This window comes from Streptomyces sediminimaris, from assembly GCF_047049295.1.
Classification (GTDB): domain Bacteria; phylum Actinomycetota; class Actinomycetes; order Streptomycetales; family Streptomycetaceae; genus Streptomyces; species Streptomyces sediminimaris.
Map to the genome: position 1 here is coordinate 3,805,385 of NZ_JBJWOT010000001.1, position 19,809 is coordinate 3,825,193.

15 protein-coding genes are annotated in these 19,809 nt (G+C 74.3%); 4 read left to right on the forward strand and 11 right to left on the reverse strand.

What is annotated here, in order from left to right; translation table 11 throughout:
* Positions 1 to 301: 301 nt before the first annotated feature.
* Positions 302 to 988 carry a pyridoxamine 5'-phosphate oxidase gene (gene pdxH, locus ACJ9NR_RS17525; RefSeq protein WP_412488504.1) on the reverse strand — a complete coding sequence of 229 codons (687 nt, stop codon included), beginning with the start codon at positions 986 to 988 and terminating at the stop codon, positions 302 to 304.
* 252 nt (positions 989 to 1,240) lie between these two features.
* Between pdxH and ACJ9NR_RS17530 the strand changes: the two genes are divergently transcribed.
* Positions 1,241 to 2,341 carry a citrate synthase 2 gene (locus ACJ9NR_RS17530; RefSeq protein WP_412488505.1) on the forward strand — a complete coding sequence of 367 codons (1,101 nt, stop codon included), beginning with the start codon at positions 1,241 to 1,243 and terminating at the stop codon, positions 2,339 to 2,341.
* Between the two features lie 35 nt (positions 2,342 to 2,376).
* Here the strand turns inward: ACJ9NR_RS17530 and ACJ9NR_RS17535 are convergent, their stop codons facing one another.
* From ACJ9NR_RS17535 to ACJ9NR_RS17580, 10 genes are all read right to left on the reverse strand, one after another.
* Positions 2,377 to 2,979: a TetR/AcrR family transcriptional regulator gene (locus ACJ9NR_RS17535; RefSeq protein WP_412488506.1), complete on the reverse strand. Its 603-nt coding sequence runs from the start codon at positions 2,977 to 2,979 to the stop codon at positions 2,377 to 2,379.
* Between the two features lie 179 nt (positions 2,980 to 3,158).
* Positions 3,159 to 3,893, reverse strand: a complete 735-nt coding sequence (locus ACJ9NR_RS17540) for an enoyl-CoA hydratase family protein (RefSeq protein WP_412488507.1) — start codon at positions 3,891 to 3,893, stop codon at positions 3,159 to 3,161.
* Positions 3,890 to 5,467, reverse strand: a complete 1,578-nt coding sequence (locus ACJ9NR_RS17545; protein ID WP_412488508.1) for a 4-coumarate--CoA ligase family protein — start codon at positions 5,465 to 5,467, stop codon at positions 3,890 to 3,892. The genes ACJ9NR_RS17540 and ACJ9NR_RS17545 overlap by 4 nt, the downstream gene beginning before the upstream one ends.
* A gap of 21 nt (positions 5,468 to 5,488) precedes the next feature.
* Positions 5,489 to 6,628 carry an acyl-CoA dehydrogenase family protein gene (locus ACJ9NR_RS17550; protein ID WP_412488509.1) on the reverse strand — a complete coding sequence of 380 codons (1,140 nt, stop codon included), beginning with the start codon at positions 6,626 to 6,628 and terminating at the stop codon, positions 5,489 to 5,491.
* Positions 6,625 to 8,487, reverse strand: coding sequence for an acetyl/propionyl/methylcrotonyl-CoA carboxylase subunit alpha (locus ACJ9NR_RS17555; RefSeq protein ID WP_412488510.1), 1,863 nt, complete (start codon positions 8,485 to 8,487; stop codon positions 6,625 to 6,627). The genes ACJ9NR_RS17550 and ACJ9NR_RS17555 overlap by 4 nt, the downstream gene beginning before the upstream one ends.
* A 29-nt stretch (positions 8,488 to 8,516) precedes the next feature.
* Positions 8,517 to 10,157 (reverse strand): acyl-CoA carboxylase subunit beta, encoded by a 1,641-nt coding sequence (locus ACJ9NR_RS17560; RefSeq protein WP_412488511.1) that lies wholly within the window; start codon positions 10,155 to 10,157, stop codon positions 8,517 to 8,519.
* Positions 10,112 to 11,791, reverse strand: coding sequence for an acyclic terpene utilization AtuA family protein (locus ACJ9NR_RS17565; RefSeq protein ID WP_412488512.1), 1,680 nt, complete (start codon positions 11,789 to 11,791; stop codon positions 10,112 to 10,114). Before ACJ9NR_RS17565 ends, ACJ9NR_RS17560 begins: the two co-directional genes overlap by 46 nt.
* Positions 11,788 to 12,582: a TIGR03084 family metal-binding protein gene (locus tag ACJ9NR_RS17570; RefSeq protein ID WP_412488513.1), complete on the reverse strand. Its 795-nt coding sequence runs from the start codon at positions 12,580 to 12,582 to the stop codon at positions 11,788 to 11,790. Before ACJ9NR_RS17570 ends, ACJ9NR_RS17565 begins: the two co-directional genes overlap by 4 nt.
* A 161-nt stretch (positions 12,583 to 12,743) precedes the next feature.
* Positions 12,744 to 13,676, reverse strand: coding sequence for an EamA family transporter (locus tag ACJ9NR_RS17575; RefSeq protein ID WP_412488514.1), 933 nt, complete (start codon positions 13,674 to 13,676; stop codon positions 12,744 to 12,746).
* 178 nt (positions 13,677 to 13,854) lie between these two features.
* Positions 13,855 to 16,719: an FAD-linked oxidase C-terminal domain-containing protein gene (locus ACJ9NR_RS17580; RefSeq protein WP_412488515.1), complete on the reverse strand. Its 2,865-nt coding sequence runs from the start codon at positions 16,717 to 16,719 to the stop codon at positions 13,855 to 13,857.
* Positions 16,720 to 17,066: 347 nt separating this feature from the next.
* Here ACJ9NR_RS17580 and ACJ9NR_RS17585 point away from each other — a divergent pair, with 347 nt between their 5' ends.
* Genes ACJ9NR_RS17585 through ACJ9NR_RS17595 form a run of 3 tightly spaced genes read left to right on the forward strand, consistent with a single transcriptional unit; the run spans position 17,067 to position 19,806 of the window.
* Positions 17,067 to 19,058 carry a sensor histidine kinase gene (locus ACJ9NR_RS17585; protein WP_412512699.1) on the forward strand — a complete coding sequence of 664 codons (1,992 nt, stop codon included), beginning with the start codon at positions 17,067 to 17,069 and terminating at the stop codon, positions 19,056 to 19,058.
* Positions 19,055 to 19,462, forward strand: coding sequence for a roadblock/LC7 domain-containing protein (locus ACJ9NR_RS17590; RefSeq protein ID WP_412488517.1), 408 nt, complete (start codon positions 19,055 to 19,057; stop codon positions 19,460 to 19,462). Before ACJ9NR_RS17585 ends, ACJ9NR_RS17590 begins: the two co-directional genes overlap by 4 nt.
* Positions 19,459 to 19,806, forward strand: a complete 348-nt coding sequence (locus ACJ9NR_RS17595; protein ID WP_412488518.1) for a DUF742 domain-containing protein — start codon at positions 19,459 to 19,461, stop codon at positions 19,804 to 19,806. Before ACJ9NR_RS17590 ends, ACJ9NR_RS17595 begins: the two co-directional genes overlap by 4 nt.
* Positions 19,807 to 19,809: the final 3 nt, after the last annotated feature.

Consider the following 19,809-nt stretch of genomic DNA (forward strand, 5'->3'; position numbering starts at 1 on the left):
TCGCTTGAACGTCCCCGGGGCCGCTTCCTAGAGTGGCGGGCACCAAGGAAGGAGGTGGTTCGGAGCATGTATGCACACCGGACGTCGGAGGTGGCTGCGGGCTAGCGGCCCGCCACCACACCCAGTGCGGTGCCGGACCAGCGTGTGCGAGCTGCACGCAGCCGGCCCAATCCAACGCAGTCGCCCGACCCGCGAGTTCGCCGGTACGTCCGGCCGGCTCCCCCGCCGCGAGGCGGGAGGACCCGAGCTCGCGGGTCGTCTGCGTTCCGTGTCCCGGCGGAGCCCGGGCGCCGGGGCGGCCTCAGGGGCTGAGCCGCTCGACCCGCCACCCGCCGTCCGCCTGCGCCACGTACCGCAAGCGGTCGTGCAGCCGGTTCTCCCGGCCCTGCCAGAACTCCACCGACCGCGGGGCGACCCGGAAGCCTCCCCAGTCCGGGGGGACCGGGACCTGCTCGCCCTCGGGGTAGCGGGCGGCCAGTTCGGCGTACGCGGCCTCGAGTTCGGCGCGCCCGGAGATCACGCTCGACTGGGCGCTGGCCCAGGCACCGAGCTGCGAGCCGTGCGGCCGGGTGCGGAAGTAGGCGGCCGTCTCGTCGCGGCCGGTGCGGCGGGCGGCCCCCGAGACGATGACCTGACGGGCCATCGGGTGCCAGGGGAAGAGCAGGGAGACGTACGGGTTCTCCGCGAGGTCGCCGGCCTTGCGGGAGTTGTAGTTGGTGTAGAAGACGAAGCCCTGTTCGTCGAAGTGCTTCAGCAGCACGGTGCGCGAGCTGGGGCGCCCCTCGGCATTGGCCGTGGAGACGACCATGGCGTTCGGCTCGAAGAGATGGGCCTGCGTCGCGGCCTGCGCGAACCAGCGGGCGAACTGGGCCACCGGGGTCTCGGGCAGGTCGGTCTCGGCGAGACCCTCGGCCCGGTACTGCTTGCGCATCGCGGCGGGGTCGAGGGGGACGGCGTCTCGGTCGGTCACGCGGTCATCTTGCCGCATGCCCGGGTGCCGTCCCGCGCGGTGTCCGTCATGATGGCAGAGCCAGACATGGCACTGAGTGCCGCGCAGTCTCCCCAAAACTGGCACTCGGGGATATCGTGCAGGTTCCGTTCCGGTTGGGCGACCAGTCGTACGGGGCATCACCACCGTGGCCGGCCAGGACCACGAGTCGCACGAAGCGGCCGGGGATCCGGCGGCGGGCCGCCCTTTCCGTCGTGCACATCCGCCGTACACATCACGAGGAGCCGCCTGATGTCCGACTTCGTACCCGGACTCGAGGGAGTCGTCGCGTTCGAGACGGAGATCGCCGAACCGGACAAGGAGGGCGGCGCCCTCCGCTACCGGGGCGTCGACATCGAGGACCTGGTCGGTCAGGTCTCGTTCGGCAACGTCTGGGGGCTGCTCGTCGACGGCGCCTTCAACCCCGGTCTGCCGCCCGCCGAACCGTTCCCGATCCCGGTGCACTCCGGCGACATCCGCGTGGACGTGCAGTCGGCGCTGGCCATGCTGGCGCCCGTGTGGGGCCTGAAACCGCTGCTGGACATCGACGTCGAGCAGGCCCGCGCCGACCTGGCCCGGGCGGCCGTCATGGCGCTCTCCTACGTCGCCCAGTCCGCCCGCGGCCAGGGCCGGCCCATGGTTCCGCAGCGGGAGATCGACAAGGCCAACTCGATCACCGAGCGCTTCATGATCCGCTGGCGGGGCGAGCCCGACCCGAAGCACGTCGCGGCCGTCGACGCCTACTGGACGTCCGCCGCCGAGCACGGCATGAACGCCTCCACCTTCACGGCCCGGGTCATCGCCTCGACCGGCGCGGACGTCGCCGCCGCGCTGTCGGGCGCCGTAGGGGCGATGTCCGGGCCGCTGCACGGTGGCGCGCCCTCGCGCGTGCTCGGCATGATCGAGGAGATCGAGCGGACCGGGGACGCCGAGGCGTACGTGAAGCAGGCGCTGGACCGGGGCGAGCGCCTGATGGGCTTCGGGCACCGCGTCTACCGCGCCGAGGACCCCCGCGCGCGCGTGCTGCGGCGCACGGCCCGTGAGCTGGGCGCTCCGCGTTTCGAGGTGGCCGAGGCGCTGGAGAAGGCCGCGCTGGAGGAGTTGCACGCCCGCCGCCCGGACCGGGTCCTGGCGACCAACGTCGAGTTCTGGGCGGCGATCGTCCTGGACTTCGCCGAGGTCCCGGCGCACATGTTCACCTCGATGTTCACGTGCGCCCGCACGGCCGGCTGGTCGGCGCACATCCTGGAGCAGAAGCGGACGGGACGCCTGGTACGGCCGACCGCCCGGTATGTGGGGCCGGGACCGCGGGGCCCGCAGGAGATCGCGGGCTACGAGGACATCGCCCGCTGACCGACGCGAGAGGCCCTCGCCGCGCCGGGTGGGGCTCAGCCCAGCGTCTCGTCCAGGATTCCGGCCCACTGCGCCACGACCCGCTCCCGGCGCCCCCCGTCGTCCGTGAGCAGGTTCGCGAGCCCGAGGCCGCGGGCCATGTCAAGCAGGCCCTGGACGGTTTCGCGGACGCCGGGACGGGCCTCGTCGGCGGCGAGGAGGTCGACGGCTATGCGGTGGGTCTCGCGGCCGACGCGGGCCTCCAGTTCGGTGACCCGGGGCCGCAGCTGCTCCTCGTTGGAGGCGGCGACCCAGAGGTGGAGGGCGGCCCGGAACAGCGGGCCCGTGTAGAGGTCGACGAGGGCGGCCACCACGGCCCGCCGGTCGCCGGAGGCGCCATCCGGGAAGAGGGCGCGGATCGCGGTGGAGCGCTCCTCGGCGACGTACTCGACCGCTGCCGTGAAGAGGTCCTCGCGGGTCGGGAAGTGGTGCTGGGCGGCGCCCCGGGACACGCCGGCGCGTTCGGCGACGACGGAGACCGTGGAGCCGGCCCAGCCGCGCTCGGCGAGGCAGGCCACGGCGGCCTCCAGCAGCCGCTGCCGGGTGACCCGGCTGCGGTCCTGCTTGGGAACGCGGTCGACCGAGGTCACGCCGGCCATCTCACGGCGTCCGTCTCGGAGCGTCTCGAAGCGTCCATCTCACAGATTCCGTATCGCAGGTGCCGTATCGCAGATTCCGTCTCGCAGGTGCCGTCTCGCAGGTGCCGTCTCGCAGTGGCCGTCTCGCAGGTGCCATTCCAGAGGTGCCGTTCCAAAGGTGCCCTTTCGCGCGTGCCGTCTCACAGCACCCATGCCGCGTCCCGTCGTTCCAGGAAGGCCGTCATTCCCTCGCGGGCCTGCGGGGAGGCGAACAGCCGGGCCGAGAGTGCGGTGAGGTCGGCCGCGTCACGGTCGAACGTCTCGAGCACCTTAGCCGTGAGCAGCTGTTTCGTCTCGGCCAGCCCCTGGGGGGCGGACCGGCGCAGACCGTCGAGGATGGGGACCAGGACCTCGTCCACGTCGTCACCAGTGACCGTCACCAGCCCGATGCGGGCGGCCTCCGCGGCGTCGAAGCGCTCGCCGGTGAGGTAGTAGCGGGCCAGCGCCCGCGGGTCGGTGCGGGGCAGCAGGGGCAGGGAGATGACCGCAGGGGCCACTCCGATCCGGACCTCCGTGAAGGCGAAGCTCGCCCCGGTCGCGGCCGCCGCGATGTCGCAGGCGGCGAGGAGGCCGAGGCCGCCCGCCCGTACGTGCCCGGTGACCCGGGCGACGACCGGTTTGGGCAGGGTGACGATCTGCCGCAGCAGCTGAACGAGGGCGTCGGGGTGCGGGGGGTCGCGCAGGTCGGCGCCCGCGCAGAAGGTGTTGCCGGTGTGGGTGAGGACGACCGCGCGTACGTCGCCGTCCCCGGCGCAGTCCGCCAGCGCGCCGGCCAGTTCCCCCACGAGCGCCGCCGACAGGGCGTTGCGGCTGTCCGTGGCGTCGAGGCTGAGCGTCTCGACGCCACGCGCGCGCGTGCGTCCGACCAGGGTCACGTCCGCTCCCTCAGGGCCCGCAGTTCCCGGCGCAGGATCTTTCCGGAGGCGGCGCGCGGGATGCCGTCGATGAAGGTGACCTGGCGGACGCGTTTGTAGGGGGCGACGCGTTCGGCGACGTACATCATGACCTCACCTTCGGAGAGGCCGCCCGCGTTCGGCTGGCGCACCACGTACGCGTGCGGGACCTCGTTGCGGTCCTCGTTGTAGACGCCGATGACGGCGGCGTCGGCGATGCCGGGGTGGGTCAGCAGGAGGGCCTCGAGTTCGGCGGGGGCGACCTGGAAGCCCTTGTACTTGATCAGTTCCTTGACCCGGTCGACGACGAACAGCCAGCCGTCGCCGTCCACATGGCCCACGTCACCGGTGTGCAGCCAGCCGTCCCCGTCGATCATCGCCGCCGTGGCGTCGGGGCGGCCCAGATAGCCCTTCATGACCTGGGGGCCGCGGATGAGGATCTCGCCGGACTCGCCGGCGCCGAGGTCCTTGTCGGGGTCGTCGAGGGAGACGATGCGCATCTCGGTGCCGGCGATGAGCTTGCCGACGGTTCCGGGCGGCGCGTCCCGCATGGCCTCCAGCGGGACGACGTGGGTGCCGGGCGACAGTTCCGTCATGCCGTAGGCCTGGCCGACCGGCGGCAGGCCGAGCCGGCGGGAGCAGGCGGCGGCGAGGGCGGCGTCCAGGGGCGCGGCGGCGCTGACGATGTGGGTCAGCGACGACAGGTCGTACTGGGCGACCAGCGGGTGCTTGGCGAGGGCCAGCACGATGGGCGGGGCCACGAACAGGCCGGTGATGCGGTGGTTCTGGATGGCCGCGAGGAAGGTCTCCAGCTCGAAGCGCGGCAGCACGACGACCGTGGCGCCCTGCCTGAGGGGCGCGTTCATCAGGGCGGTCAGGCCGTAGATGTGGAAGAAGGGCAGGACGGCGAGGATGCGGTCGCCGGGGCCGGCCGGGATCAGCGGTTCGAGCTGGGCGAGGTTGGTGGCGATCTGGCGGTGGGTGAGCATCACGCCCTTGGGGACGCCGGTGGTGCCGGAGGAGTACGGCAGCGCCGCGACGTCCTCGGCGGGGTCGATGTCGACCTGTGGTTCGGGGGCGGCGGAGGCCAGCATGTCGATCAGCGAGCGGTGCCCGGGCGCGCTGTCGCAGACGAAGATCTCCTGGACGCCGCCCGCGAGTCCGGCCGCGCGGCGGGCGGTGTCCAGCAGCGGCGAGACGGTGACGATCCACCGGGCCGACGAGTCCTTCAGCTGCTTGCCGAACTCCTCGGCCGTGGCCAGCGGGTGCACGGTGGTGACGGAGGCGCCCGCGCGCGTGGCGGCGTAGAAGGCGGTCGGGAAGGCGATGGTGTTGGGGCTGTGCAGGGCCAGCACGTCGCCCTTGCGCACGCCCGCCTCCGCGAGCGCGGCCGCGATCCGCCGGTGGAAGCGGTCGAGCTGCTCGTAGGAGAGGGTGGTGCCGTCGGTGCCGTCGATCAGGGCGGGCGCGTCGCCGAACCCGGCGGCACGGCCCAGGACCGCCTCGTGGATGGGGAGTTCGACGGGCTGGACGTCGGCGTACTCGCTGCGGAACACGGTTCCTCCAAGGGCGGCGGCCTAGTACGACTTGGGCAGACCCAGGGTCTGGTGGGAGACGTAGTTGAGAATCATCTCCCGGCTCACCGGAGCAATACGAGCCACGCGGGAGGCGGTTATCAACGACGCGAGCCCGAATTCCCGGGTGAGGCCGTTGCCGCCGAGGGTGTGCACGGACTGGTCGACCGCCCGCACGCACGCCTCGCCCGCCGCGTACTTCGCCATGTTGGCGGCCTCGCCCGCGCCGGCGTCGTCCCCGGCGTCGTACAGGTACGCGGCCTTCTGCATCATCAGACGGGCGAGTTCGAGGTCGATGTGCGCCTGCGCGAGGGGGTGCGCGATGGCCTGGTGGGCGCCGATGGGGGTCTTCCAGACCTGGCGGTCGCGCGCGTACTCGACGGCGCGGGCGAGGGCGTGGCGGCCCATGCCGATCGCGAAGGCGGCCGTCATGATGCGTTCGGGGTTGAGCCCGGCGAACAGCTGCAGCAGGCCCGCGTCCTCGTCGCCGACGAGTGCGTCGGCGGGCAGCCGTACGTCGTCGAGGGTCAGCTCGAACTGCTTCTCGACGGCGCTGAGTTCCATGTCGATGGCGCGCCGGGTGAAGCCTTCGGCGTCGCGCGGGACGATGAACAGGCAGGGCTTGAGAGTGCCGGTACGGGCGTCCTCGGTGCGGCCGACGATGAGGGTGGCGTCCGCGATGTCGACGCCGGAGATGAAGACCTTGCGGCCGGTGAGCAGCCAGTCCCCGGTGCCGGGGTCGCGGCGGGCGGTGGTGGTGATGCGGTGGGAGTTGGAGCCGGCGTCCGGTTCGGTGATGCCGAAGGCCATGGTGCGGGTGCCGTCGGCGAGGCCCGGCAGCCACGCCCGCTTCTGGCTCTCGGTGCCGAAGCGGGCGATGACGGTGCCGCAGATCGCCGGGGAGACGATCATCATCAGCAGCGGGCAGCCGGCCGCGCCCAGCTCCTCCAGGACGATGGAGAGCTCGGAGACGCCACCGCCCCCGCCTCCGTACTCCTCGGGGAGGTTGACGCCGAGGTAGCCGAGCTTGGCCGCCTCGGCCCACAGGGCTTCCCGGTCGTAGCCGCGGCCGTGGCGTTTGCCGAGGGCGGCGACGGCCGAGCGGAGGGCTTTGTGTTCCCCGGTTTCCGACGTGGCGCTCACTGGTCCTCCTCAGAGACCTCGACTACGGCGAGCAGGGCACCGACCTCGACCTGCGCACCGCACACGGCGGGCAGGGCCGTGAGCGTGCCGGTGACCGGCGCCGCGATCTTGTGCTGCATCTTCATGGCCTCCAGCCACAGCAGCGGCTCCCCTGCCCGTACGGCGGCGCCCACGGCCAGCCCGTCGGCGACCTTCACGACCGTTCCCGGCATGGGGGCGAGCAGGGAGCCCGGTGCGTGCTGGGCCGCCGGGTCGCGGAAGCGGGGCAGGGCGGTCAGCACGGTGGCGCCCACGTACACCTGGTCGCCGTAGCGCGTCACCTCGAACGTGCGCCGCACGCCGTCCGCTTCGAGGACGACGAGGCCGGGCGTGGCCGTCACCACCCGTACGCCGTCCGCCTCCAGGCCCGCGCGGGTGTGCCGGTAGCGGACCTCGTGCTCCTCGCCCGTGGCCGTCGCGTACCGCTTGACCTGGGGCTGGGAGGGCAGGTTGCGGAAGCCGCCGAAGCGGGAGCCCCGGGTCCGCGCGTCGGCGAGCGCGGCGGCCAGCGGGGCGAGCGGGTCGGGGGCAGGGGCGGTCAGGTCCGCGAGGTGACGGTCGTAGAAGCCGGTGTCCATGCGGGCGTCGGTGAACTCCTCGTGCCGCAGGGAGCGCACGAGGAGGTCGCGGTTGGTGACCGGGCCGTGGACGGTGGCCCGCTCCAGGGCGCCGGACAGCCTGCGGATGGCCTCCGCGCGCGTGGGGGCATGGGCGACGGCCTTGGCGAGCATCGCGTCGTAGTGCACGCCGATGGCGTCGCCGTCGCCGTAGCCCGTGTCCAGGCGGACGTCGCCGGGGACGCCGAGCCGGTGCAGGATGCCGGTCTGCGGGGCCCAGCCGGACGCCGGGTCCTCGGCGTACAGCCGGGCCTCGACCGCGTGGCCACGCGCGGGCGGCGGCTCGTCCTCCAGGGCGTGGCCCTCGGCGACGCGGATCTGCTCGGCCACCAGGTCGAGGCCGAACACCGCCTCGGTGACGGGGTGTTCGACCTGGAGGCGGGTGTTCATCTCCAGGAAGTGGGCGCGGCCGTCCGGGGAGACGAGGAACTCGACGGTGCCGGCGCCGACGTAGTCGACGGCGCGGGCGGCGCGGACCGCCAGGGTGTGCAGTTCGTCCCTGAGCTCCGCGGTGAGGCCGGGTGCGGGCGCCTCCTCGATGACCTTCTGGTGGCGGCGCTGCAGGGAGCAGTCGCGGGTGCCCAGCGCCCACACCGTGCCGTGGGTGTCGGCGAGGATCTGCACCTCGACGTGCCGGCCGCCCTCCACGTAGGGCTCGACGAAGACCTCGCCGTCCCCGAAGGCGCTCGCGGCCTCGGCCCGTGCTCCTTCCAGCGCCGCGTCGAGGTCCCGCAGGCGGCGCACGATCCGCATGCCGCGCCCGCCGCCGCCCGCGGCGGCCTTCACCAGCACCGGCAGGTCGGCCTCGGTGACCTCCGCCAGCGGCGCCAGCCCCATCAGCCGCTTGGCCCGCGTCTTGGACGCCATCGCCTCGATCGCCTCCGGCGGCGGCCCGATCCAGAGCAGTCCGGCGTCGAGGACGGCGCGCGCGAAGCCGGCGTTCTCGGAGAGGAAGCCGTATCCGGGGTGGACGGCGTCCGCGCCGGAGGCGAGGGCCGCCTTCACGATCAGGTCGCCGCGCAGATACGTCTGCGCGGGCGCCGCGCCCGGCAGCCGTACCGCCGTGTCGGCCACGCGCGTGTGGAGCGCGTTCTCGTCGGCGTCCGAGTGCACCGCGACCGTCCGGATGCCCGACGCGCGGCAGGTGCGGACGATGCGGCAGGCGATCTCGCCGCGGTTGGCGACGAGCAGAGAAGTGATCACAGAAGCTCCTGTTGTCATCACGTGACCCCTCACATCCGGAAGACGCCGAAGCCGCCGCGGGCGCCCTCGAAGGGCGCCGTGTGGACGGCCGACAGGCACAGGCCGAGGACGGTGCGGGTGTCGCGGGGGTCGATGACGCCGTCGTCGTACAGCCGCCCGGACAGGAACTTCGGCAGCGACTCGGACTCGATCTGCTGCTCCACCATGGCGCGCAGCCCGGCGTCCGCCTCCTCGTCGTACGGCCGCCCCTTCGCGGCCGCCGACTGCCGGGCCACGATCGACAGGACGCCGGCGAGCTGCTGCGGGCCCATCACGGCCGACTTGGCGCTGGGCCAGGCGAACAGGAAGCGCGGGTCGTAGGCCCGCCCGCACATGCCGTAGTGCCCGGCGCCGTAGGAGGCGCCCATGAGGACGGAGAGGTGGGGGACGCGGGAGTTGGACACCGCGTTGATCATCATCGCGCCGTGCTTGATGATGCCGCCCTGCTCGTACTCCCTGCCGACCATGTAGCCGGTGGTGTTGTGCAGGAAGAGCAGCGGGATGTCGCGCTGGTTGGCGAGCTGGATGAACTGGGCGGCCTTCTGCGACTCCTCGCTGAAGAGCACCCCCCGGGCGTTCGCGAGGATCCCGACGGGATAGCCGTGCAGCGCCGCCCAGCCGGTGGTGAGGCTGGTGCCGTACAGCGGCTTGAACTCGTCGAAGTCGGAGGCGTCGACGATCCGGGCGATCACCTCGCGCGGGTCGAAGGGGGTCCTGAGGTCCCCGGGGACGATGCCGAGCAGCTCGTCCTCGTCGTACTCGGGGGGCGCGGCGGGGCCCGGATCCTCGTAGGCCTTGCGGTGGTTGAGGCGGGCCACGACCCGGCGCGCCTGCCGCAGGGCGTCCGGCTCGTCCACGGCGAAGTAGTCCGCGAGGCCCGACACGCGCGCGTGCATCTCGGCGCCGCCGAGCGACTCGTCGTCGCTCTCCTCACCGGTCGCCATCTTCACCAGCGGCGGGCCGCCGAGGAAGACCTTCGCCCGTTCCTTGACCATGATCACGTGGTCGGACATGCCGGGGATGTACGCGCCTCCGGCGGTGGAGTTGCCGAAGACGACGGCGACGGTGGGGATTCCTGCGGCGGAGAGCCGGGTCAGGTCGCGGAAGATGGCGCCACCGGGGATGAAGATCTCCTTCTGCGAGGGCAGATCAGCTCCTCCGGACTCCACCAGGCTGATGCAGGGCAGCCGGTTGGCGAGCGCGATGTCGTTGGCCCGCAGGGCCTTCTTCAGCGACCAGGGGTTGCTGGCGCCGCCGCGCACGGTCGGGTCGTTGGCCGTGATCAGGCACTCCACGCCCTCGACGACCCCGATGCCGGTGACGAGCGAGGCGCCGACGGTGTGGTCGCTGCCCCAGGCGGCGAGCGGGGACAGCTCCAGGAACGGGGTGTCCGGGTCGAGGAGCAGCTCGATGCGCTCGCGGGCGAGCAGCTTGCCGCGCCCCCGGTGCCGCTCGACGTACTTCTCGCCGCCGCCCGCGAGCGCCTTGGCGTGCTCGGCGTCGAGGTCGGCGAGCTTGGCGAGCATGGCCTCGCGGTGGGCCCGGTAGTCGGGACCGGCCGTGTCCAGGCTGGAGTCGATCACCGTCACAGCAGGTCCTCCGGGATGTCCAGGTGGCGGGAGCGCAGCCATTCGCCGAGGGCCTTGGCCTGCGGGTCGAAGCGGTGCTGGGCGGCGACGCCGGCGCCGAGGACGCCCTCGACGACGAAGTTGAGCGCGCGCAGGTTCGGCAGGACATGCCGTACGACGCGCAGCCCGGCCGTCTCCGGCAGCAGTTCGCGGAACCGGTCGGCGGTGAGGGTGTGCGCCAGCCAGCGCCAGGCCGCGTCCGAGCGCGCCCACACCCCGACGTTGGCGTTGCCGCCCTTGTCGCCGCTGCGGGCGCCCGCGACGAGACCGAGCGGGGCACGGCGCACCGGCCCGCCCGGCGGCGGCTCGGGAGCCGCGGGCTCCGGCACGTCGTCGAGTACGAGGCTGTCGCGGGCCGGCGGCACGGGGATGCGGCGCCCGTCGTCGAGCACCGCCACGTGGTCGACGCCGTCCTGGGGGACGTACGCGTCCTCGAAGACGCCGTAGGGCGCGCCCTTCCCGGGCGGCGCGAGGACGTGGAAGCCCGGGTAACTGGCCAGCGCCAGCTCGATGGCGGCGCCGCTCAGCGGCCGGCCGACGACCGCCTGGTCCGGGTCCCGTACGACGAGCCGGAGCACGGCGCTCGCGGTCTCCTCGGTCGCGGCGTCGGCCCGGTCGGTGCGGACGAGGTCCCAGCGCACCTCGGCGGGCGGCGACTTGGCGAGGGCGTCGGTCATCTGCTCGCGCACGAGGGCCGCCTTGGCCTCGATGCCGAGGCCGGTGAGGACGAAGGAGACCTCGTTGCGGAAGCCGCCGAGCCGGTTGAGGCCGACCTTGAGGGTCGGCGGCGGGGCCTCGCCGCGGACGCCCTCGATCCGGACCCGGTCGGGTCCGTCCTGGGTGAGGCGGACCGAGTCGAGGCGGGCGGTGACGTCGGGACCGGCGTACCGTGCGCCGCCCGTCTCGTACAGCAGCTGCGCGGTGACCGTGCCGACGTCGACGAAGCCGCCGGTGCCGGGATGCTTGGTGATGACGCAACTGCCGTCCTCGTGGAGCTCGGCGAGCGGGAAGCCGGGGCGGCGCAGGTCGTGGCCGCCCTCGTCGAAGAAGGCGTAGTTGCCGCCGGTCGCCTGCGTCCCGCACTCCAGCACGTGCCCGGCGACGACGGCGCCCGCGAGCCGGTCGTACTCCCCCGGCCGCCAGCCGAAGTGGGCGGCGGCGGGCCCGGTGACCAGCGCCGCGTCGGTGACCCGGCCGGTCACCACGACGTCGGCGCCCGCGCGCAGGCACTCGGTGATCCCGAAGCCGCCGAGGTAGGCGTGCGCGGCGAGGGTGCCGGGGTGGGCGGCGGTGAGGTCGTCGCCCTCGACGTGCGCGACGCGCACCGGGATGCCGAGCCGGTCCGCCAGCCGCCGTACGGCGTCGGCGAGTCCGGCCGGGTTGAGGCCGCCGGCGTTGGTGACGACGCGGACGCCGCGCTCGTGCGCGATTCCGAGGCACTCCTCCAGCTGGCGCAGGAAGGTGCGGGCGTAGCCGGCGGCGGGGTCCTTCAGCCGGTCCCGGCCCAGGATCAGCATGGTGAGTTCGGCGAGGTAGTCGCCGGTCAGGACGTCGAGCTCGCCGCCGGTGAGCATCTCCCGCAGGGCGTCGAAACGGTCGCCGTAGAAGCCGGAGGCGTTGCCGATGCGCAGGGTCACGCGGGGCCTCCCTTCGGCGGGCGGCCCTTGCCCGGGGGTCCGGCGAAGGCCTGGGCGATGTCCAGCCAGCGGTCCGCGTCCTCGCCCACGGCTTCGACGGCGAGGTCGCGGCGGTGGGCCCGCTGGGTGACCAGCAGGCAGAAGTCGAGGGCGGGCCCGGTGACGCGGTTGCCGGCGTCCTCGGGGCCGTACGCCCACAGCGCCCCCGACGGCGCCGTCAGCTCGATGCGGAACTCCTCGAACGGCACGGGCAGTCCGTGCACGCCGAAGGCGAAGTCGCGGGTGCGGACGCCGAGCCGGACGACGTGCCGGAGGCGGTCGGTGGGGGTGCGCTCCACGCCCAGCGCCTCGGCCACGTCCAGGCCGTGCGCCCAGGTCTCCATGAGGCGGGCGGTGGCCATGGAGGCGGTGGCCATCGGCGGGCCGTACCAGGGGAAACGGGCGCCGTCCGGCGCGGCCCGCAGCGCTTCGGCCAGCGCCGTGCGCCCGGCCCGCCAGTCCGCGAGCAGTCGCGCGGGGGGCTTCCCGGCGCCCTCCTCCGCCCCGTTGTCCACGAAGTCGCCGGGCTGGGCCAGCGCCTTCTCCACCTCACGGGAGAAGGCGTCCCGGTCCGTCACGGCCAGCACGGCCTGGTGGTCGGTCCAGGCGAGGTGCGCGATCTGGTGCGCGACGCTCCAGCCGGGCGCCGGGGTGGCGAGCGCCCACTGGCCGGGGCTCAACTCGGCGACGAGGCAGTCGAGTTCGCCGCTCTCCGCACAGAGATCGTCGATCACGGGCGTGGGGTCAGCCATGGGGCGAGCATGGCAGCGGCACCAGAAACAATCAAGCGTGCTTGCATGAATTGGCGGCCTTCGACTCCCCTGCCCCGCCGCCGGGGCGCCAGGATCCGGGGCGACGGGGTCCGGGGCGACGGGGTCTGGGGCGCCGGGGTCCGGTCAGGGCGCCTGGCCGGTCACGCCTCCGGCGGGAGCGACGGCTCGCCGCGCCTCGTCTGCGTCCGCACCGCGCCCATGCTCGCCGCGATGACCATGGCGATCGCCGCGGCCTGCACGGCGGACAGGGCCTGGCCCAGGATCAGGAAGCCGGCGGTCGCGGCGAGGGCCGGCTCCAGGCTCATCATGATCGCGAAGGTGGAGGCGGGGAGGCGGCGCAGGGCGAGGAGCTCGAAGGTGTACGGCAGCACGGAGGACATGACCGCGACCGCCGCACCCAGGGCGACCGTCGTCGGGTCGGTGAGCTTCGAGCCCGATTCCGCGACCCCGAGCGGCAGCATCAGCAGCGCGCCGACCGCCATGGCCAGCGCGAGCCCGTCGGCCTGCGGGAACCGCCGTCCCGTACGCGCGCTGAAGACGATGTACGCCGCCCACATGGCGCCCGCGCCCAGCGCGAAGGCGACTCCGGCCGGATCGAGGTGGCCGAAGCCGCCACCGCTGAGGAGGAAGACACCGCCCAGCGCCAGCGCGGCCCAGACCGCGTTGAGCGCGCGGCGGGAGGCGAGGACGGAGAGCGCGAGCGGGCCGAGGACCTCCAGGGTGACCGCGGCGCCGAGCGGGATGCGGTCGGCCGCCTGGTAGAAGAGGCCGTTCATCGCGCCCATCGCGGTACCGAAGACGACCACGGTGCCCCAGTCGGCGCGCGAGTGTCCGCGCAGGCCCGGCCGGCACACCACCAGCAGGATGGCGGCCGCCGCGATCAGCCGCAGGGTGACCACACCGAGCGCCCCGGCCCTCGGCATCAGGCTCACGGCCAGCGCCGCGCCGAACTGCACGGAGAACCCCGCCCCGAGCACCAGCCCGACCGGACCCGCGGAGCCCCGGCGGCCCGGGATGCCGGAAGCGGGCGCCGCGGAGGGCGAGGAGGTGGTGGCGCTGCTGGGCGTGGTCACGGGCGGTCCAGGTGCTCGGCTCGGGATTCGTGCGCCGTGGCGCATTGTTCGTTCATCGTGCCGCACTGTCGAGTCCAGGGTAATGGACCCGGTCAGGCGTGTGAACCTGTTTTGCCACTGTCCCGCATGGTGGACGCGGCCGGCCACCCCGGTCGCCGGCCCGGCCGCGGGCCCGCGCTCAGCCCTCGTCCAGCGCTTCCGCCAGCACCTCCACCAGGTGCCGCCCGCGCACGCCCGCCGTCTGCTCCAGCTGGGTGCGGCAGGAGAAGCCGTCCGCCAGGACGACCGTGCCGTCCGCCGCGCGCCGGACCGCCGGCAGCAACTGGTCCTCCGCGCAGGCCGTCGACACCTCGTGGTGCCCCTTCTCGAAGCCGAAGTTGCCCGCGAGGCCGCAGCAGCCGCCCGCCAGCTCCCCGGTGAGACCCGCCGCCTCGCGCAGCCGGCGGTCGGCACCGTCGCCGAGGACCGCGTGCTGGTGGCAGTGGGTCTGGCCGGTGACCGGACGGTTCAGGGCGGGCGGCGCCCAGTCCGGGGCGTGCCGCTCCAGGGCCTGTGCGAAGGTCAGCACCGAGGCCGCCAGACGGGCCGCGCGCGGGTCGCCGGCCAGCAGCTCGGGCAGGTCGGTACGGAGGGCGGCGGCACAGCTCGGCTCCAGGACGACCACCGGGGCGCCGGTCTCCAGGACCGGTTCCATCAGGTCCAGCGTGCGGCGCATGACCCTGCGGGCGCGGTCGAGCTGGCCCGTCGAGACGTACGTCAGGCCGCAGCACACCCGCCCGCGCCCTCTCAGCAGGGACAGCGGATCGAGGGCGACCGTCCGGCCGTCGCCCACCGGCGGGCGCGCGAGGTGCACGGTGGGCGGCACCGCCACCCGCAGCCCGGCCGCCTCCAGTACCCGTACGGCCGCGCGTCCCACGGACGGCGAGAGGTGCTCGGTGAAGGTGTCCGGCCAGAGGATCACCAGGTCGCCCTCGCGGGCCGCCCCGCCCGGCCGCCGGGCCCACCAGCGCCCGAAGGTCTCCCGGGCCACCCGCGGGATGCGCCGCTCGGGCGCGATCCCGCCCAGCCGCTTGCCGAGCGACGCCAGCGGGCGCACCGACGCCAGGGCGTTGACGACCGGCGCCGTGCGCGTGCGGGCCACCCAGCGCAGCCACACCGGCAGCCACCCCATGCTGTAGTGCGCGGCCGGGCGGCGCCGTCCCTCGTAGTGGTGGTGCAGGAACTCCGCCTTGTACGCGGCCATGTCGACCCCGACCGGGCAGTCCGAACGGCACCCCTTGCAGGACAGGCACAGGTCCAGCGCGTCGCGCACCTCGGTGGACCGCCAGCCGTCGGTCACCAGCTCCCCGGCGAGCATCTCGTGCAGCAGGCGGGCCCGCCCGCGCGTGGAGTGCTCCTCCTCGCCGGTCGCCCGGAAGGAGGGGCACATCACGGACGGGCCGGCCGCCGTCGTCGTACGGCACTTGGCGACGCCGACGCAGCGCCGCACCGCCGCCGAGAAGTCGCCGCCGTCCGCCGGGTAGCCGAAGGCGACCTCGACCGGCTCGCGGGGCAGCACGGAGAAGCGGAGGTCGGCGTCGAGCGGCGAGGGGCGCACCAGCATGCCCGGGTTGAGCAGGCCGTCCGGGTCCCACAGGTCCTTGGCGCGCCCGAAGAGGGCGACCAGCTCGGGGCCGTACATCCGGGGCAGCAGTTCGGCGCGCGCCTGCCCGTCACCGTGCTCCCCGGACAGCGAGCCGCCGTGCGTGACGACCAGGTCGGCCAGCTCCTGCGAGAACCGGCGGAAACGGCCGACGCCCGCCTCGGTCAGCAGGTCGAAGTCGATGCGGACGTGGATGCAGCCGTCGCCGAAGTGGCCGTACGGGGTGCCGCGCAGGCCGTGGGAGGCCAGCAGCCCGCGGAAGTCCCGCAGATACGCGCCGAGCCGCGCGGGCGGCACCGCGCAGTCCTCCCAGCCCGGCCACGCCTCCGTGCCGTCCGGCATCCGGGTCGCCGTGCCGCTCGCGTCCTCCCGGATCCGCCACAGCGCCCGCTGCGCGGCGGGGTCGGTGACGATCAGCGAGTCGAGGACGTCGGCGGCCCGCACGACGGCCTGTGCCCGCGCGCGTGCCTGCGCCTCCGACTCCCCTCCCGTCTCCACGAACAGCCAGGCCCCGCCCCGCGGCAGGGAGGCCGCCGGGGGCACCAGGTCCGCCCCCATCCCCTCCACCGTGAGCGGGCCGAACGGCAGCAGGCCCGCCGCGGCGTGGGCCGCGGCGCTCTCGTCGGCGTACGACAGCACCGCCAGCGCACGCGCGCGTGGTGCCTCCACGAGCCCTACGACCGCCTCGGTGAGCACGCCCAGCGTGCCCTCGCTGCCGCAGAAGGAACGGGCGACGTCGGCGCCCCGCTCCGGCAGCAGCGCGTCCAGCGCGTACCCGGAGATGCGGCGGGGCAGCTCCGGGAAGCCGGTCCGCAGCCGCGCCGACTCCTCCTCCACCAGCGCCCGCAGGCCCTCCGGCGCGCCGGCCCACCGCCGCCCGGGGCGCAGCCGCTCCCCGCCCGCGGTCACCACGTCCAGCTCCCGCACGCTGTCCGCCGTGGTCCCCCAGGCCACCGAGTGCGAGCCGCAGGAGTTGTTGCCGATCATCCCGCCGAGCGTGCACCGGCTGTGCGTGGAGGGGTCGGGCCCGAACCGCAGCCCGTGCGGCGCGGCGGCCTCCTGGAGCCGGTCGAGGACGAGCCCCGGCTGCACGACGGCCGTGCGCTGCCGCGGGTCGATCGACACCAGGCGGTTCATGTGGCGGGTGAAGTCCAGCACCACTCCGGCGCCGGTGGCCTGCCCCGCGATCGACGTGCCGCCGCCGCGCGGCACGACCGGCACCCCGTGCTCCCGGCACACCGCCAGCACGGCCGCCACGTCCTCGGCGTCCCGCGGCGCCACCACCCCCAGCGGGACCCGCCGGTAGTTGGAGGCGTCCATGGTGACCAGCGCCCGGGAGGTGACGTCGAAGCGGACGTCGCCCCGGACGGCCCCGCGCAGTTCAGCCTGGAGATCCGTCATGCCCCCAGCATGCATCCGGCGACCGACAGTCACGGCGCCGTTGTCCACAGGTACTCCGCCGCGTCCTGGCCGGAACCCGTGCACGGATCCGTAACCTTCCCAATTCGATCAGGAACTCCCATATAGTGACCGTCAGTTGGGCAACAGGTGTCGCTTGGTACGCGGGAACGACAGCTCTCCCCCGAAAACCGCAGCTCTCGTCCAGGAACACCCGTCCGCCAGGAACACCCGTGCGCCGGGAACACCGGCCCGCAGGCAACACCAGCTCGCCAGGAACCTGCTCTCGCCCAGGAACGACAGCGGAACCCGATCAAGGACGACCGAGGCCCCTACCGAGGACCCGATTCATGACCGCCCCCGACGTGACCGGCGAACGCCCCGCCCTCCGCACCGTCGCGCCCGCCCCGCTGCTCACGGCCCTGCTGGCCGCGCTCGCGGTGGCCGGCGCGGTCGCGCGCCTTCCGGAACGCGACCGCGTCCCGTTCGCCCTCGGCGCCGGCACGGCCGCGCTGCTGCTGTGCGCAGCCGTCGCGCTGGCCGCGTACGCCCTCCAGAAGGCCCGGGCCGCCCGCCGCCGGCTGGAGGCGGTCACCCAGGACGCCGGCCGGCTGCTGCAGGAACGGGTGCGGCAGAGCGCGCAGTTCGACCAGGAGCGGGTGCGCCTGACCGAGGAACTGACCCACGAGCGGGCCCGGCACGCGGCGGAGCTCGCCCAGGAACGGCTCCGGCTGACCGCCGCGTTCGAGCAGGACCGCGCCCGCCTCACCGCCGAGAACGCCCGCCTGGCCGAGCAGGCCCGCCGGGCCGACCGCGAACGCGCCACCGCGGTCTCCGCGACCGCCAACGCGGCGGGACGTATGCAGGCCCTGGCCACCGGGATGCTCGCCGACCTGCGCGCCATGGAGGAGCGGCACGAGGACGAGGACGTGCTCGCCGACCTGCTGCACCTCGACCACCGCACCGCGCAGGCGGGCCGGCTCGCCGACTCGGTCGCCGTCCTCGCGGGCGCCCGCTCCGGCCGCCGCTGGGCCCGCCCGATCTCCATGGAGTCGATCCTGCGCGGCGCGATGGGCCGGATCGGCGGCTACCAGCGGGTGCGCGTGCACTCCGCAAGCGAGGCCGCCGTCGCCGGGCACGCCGCTGAGGGCGTGATGCACGCGCTCGCCGAACTCCTCGACAACGCCGCGAACTTCTCGCCGCCGACCGCCGAGGTGCATGTCTACGTCGAGGAGGTGCCGGCCGGCGTCATCGTGTCCGTGGAGGACAGCGGCCTGGTCATGGGCGAGGTGCAGCTGCGCCGCGCCGAACGGGCGGTCCGCGGCGACGAGGCGGAGCTGGGCGGCCTCACCGGCACCCGTCTCGGCCTCGCGGTCGTCGGCCGGCTCGCCCGCAAGTACGGCCTCAAGGTGTCCTTCCGGCCATCCGCGCGCGGCGGCACCGGTGCCCTCGTCCTCGTCCCGCAGGACATCCTCGTACCCGAACCGCACACCGACCGGCCCGCACCCGCCACCCACACGCCGGGGCCCCGCACCGGCCGCCCGGAATCCGGCACCAGGACGCCCGAACCCGGCAACGACACGCCCGAACCCCACGCCGGCCACCCGGCCCCCGGGCCCCACGCTCCCCGCCCGCAGACCGGCCACCCCGAACCCGGCACCCACACACCCGAACCCCACACCAGCCGCCCCGAACCCGGCAACGACACGTCCGAGCCCCACACGGGCCACCCCGGTGCCGGCACCCGCACCCCCGGACCCCGCACCGACCACCCGGAACCGCTCGACGAGCACCCGCGCCGGTCGTACGAGGAGCACCCGGGCGGGTCGTATGAGACCCGGCACAGCACCCCACACCCGCAGCAGCACCCGCACGCGCGCTCGCTCCCGCACCAGGACCCCGGCGCCGGTTCCGACCCGGTCCGTACCCACCACCGCGAGTCCGCCGGCCGTGACGCCGACCGCGATACGGACGCCGACCGTGACGCCGGCCGCGATGCCGACGGCGACACCGGCGCCGTCGCCGGCGTCTCCGGTCTGCCCAAGCGCCGCAGGGGCCGCGCGCTCGCCGAGGCCGAGCGGGAGCGGGAGCGCGCACGCGCGCGTGCGGCCGGTTCCGGCGCGACCGGGCCCGGCGCCGCGCCCGACCCCCTGGACGACCCCCTCGCCCGCGCCGCCCGCTTCAGCAGCTTCCGGCGGGCCGTGCGCGGCTCCCTGTCGGACCAGGGCACACCGGTGCCGGGCGAGGACACCTCCGCACGCACCTCCGCACCATCGGCCACCCCCCGACCGAACCCGCACCTGCACCCGCACCCGGACCCGGAAGGCAACTCCACGTCATGACCGGCACGACCACCGCCGACGCGAAGCTCACCTGGCTCATCGAGGGCCTCCTGGAGCGCACGCCGGGCGCGCGGCACGCGCTCGTGCTGTCCCGGGACGGCCTGAAGCTGTGCCGGACGCCTGAGCTGAGCACCGACCAGGCCGACCAGCTCGCCGCGATCGCCGCCGGAATCCAGTCCCTGTCGCACGGCGCCTCGGTGGAGTTCGGGGACGGGACCGGAGGCGTGCGCTCGGCGATGACCGAGTTCTACGGAGGGGTGCTGTTCATCGTGGAGGCCGGCGAGGGCGCGCACCTGGCCGTGGTGACCACGGAGGACGCCGACGCCGGGCTGGTCGGCCACAACATGAGCGAGCTGGTGGAACAGCTCGGCGCACACCTGACCGCGCAGCCCCGGACCTCATGAGCCGCCCCGGCAGGGACGACTCGCCCGACCGCCTCTACACCCTCACCGGAGGCCGCGCCCGCTCCGCGCCGGACAGCCCCTTCGACCTGGTGACCCTCGTGGTCGCCGAGTGCGATCCGGCGCCCGGCATGCAGTCGGAGCACGCGGCGATCCTGCGGCTCACCCGGCTCCCCACGGCGGTCGTCGAGCTGGCGGCCGAGCTGAGGCTGCCGGTGAGCATCACCAAGATCCTGCTCGCCGACCTCCTCGCGGCGGGCCGTGTCAGCGCCCGCCACCCGCGCAGGGCCGCCCTCCCCGATCCCGACGTCCTGGAACAGGTGCTCGTTGGACTCCGCAACCTCTGAGAC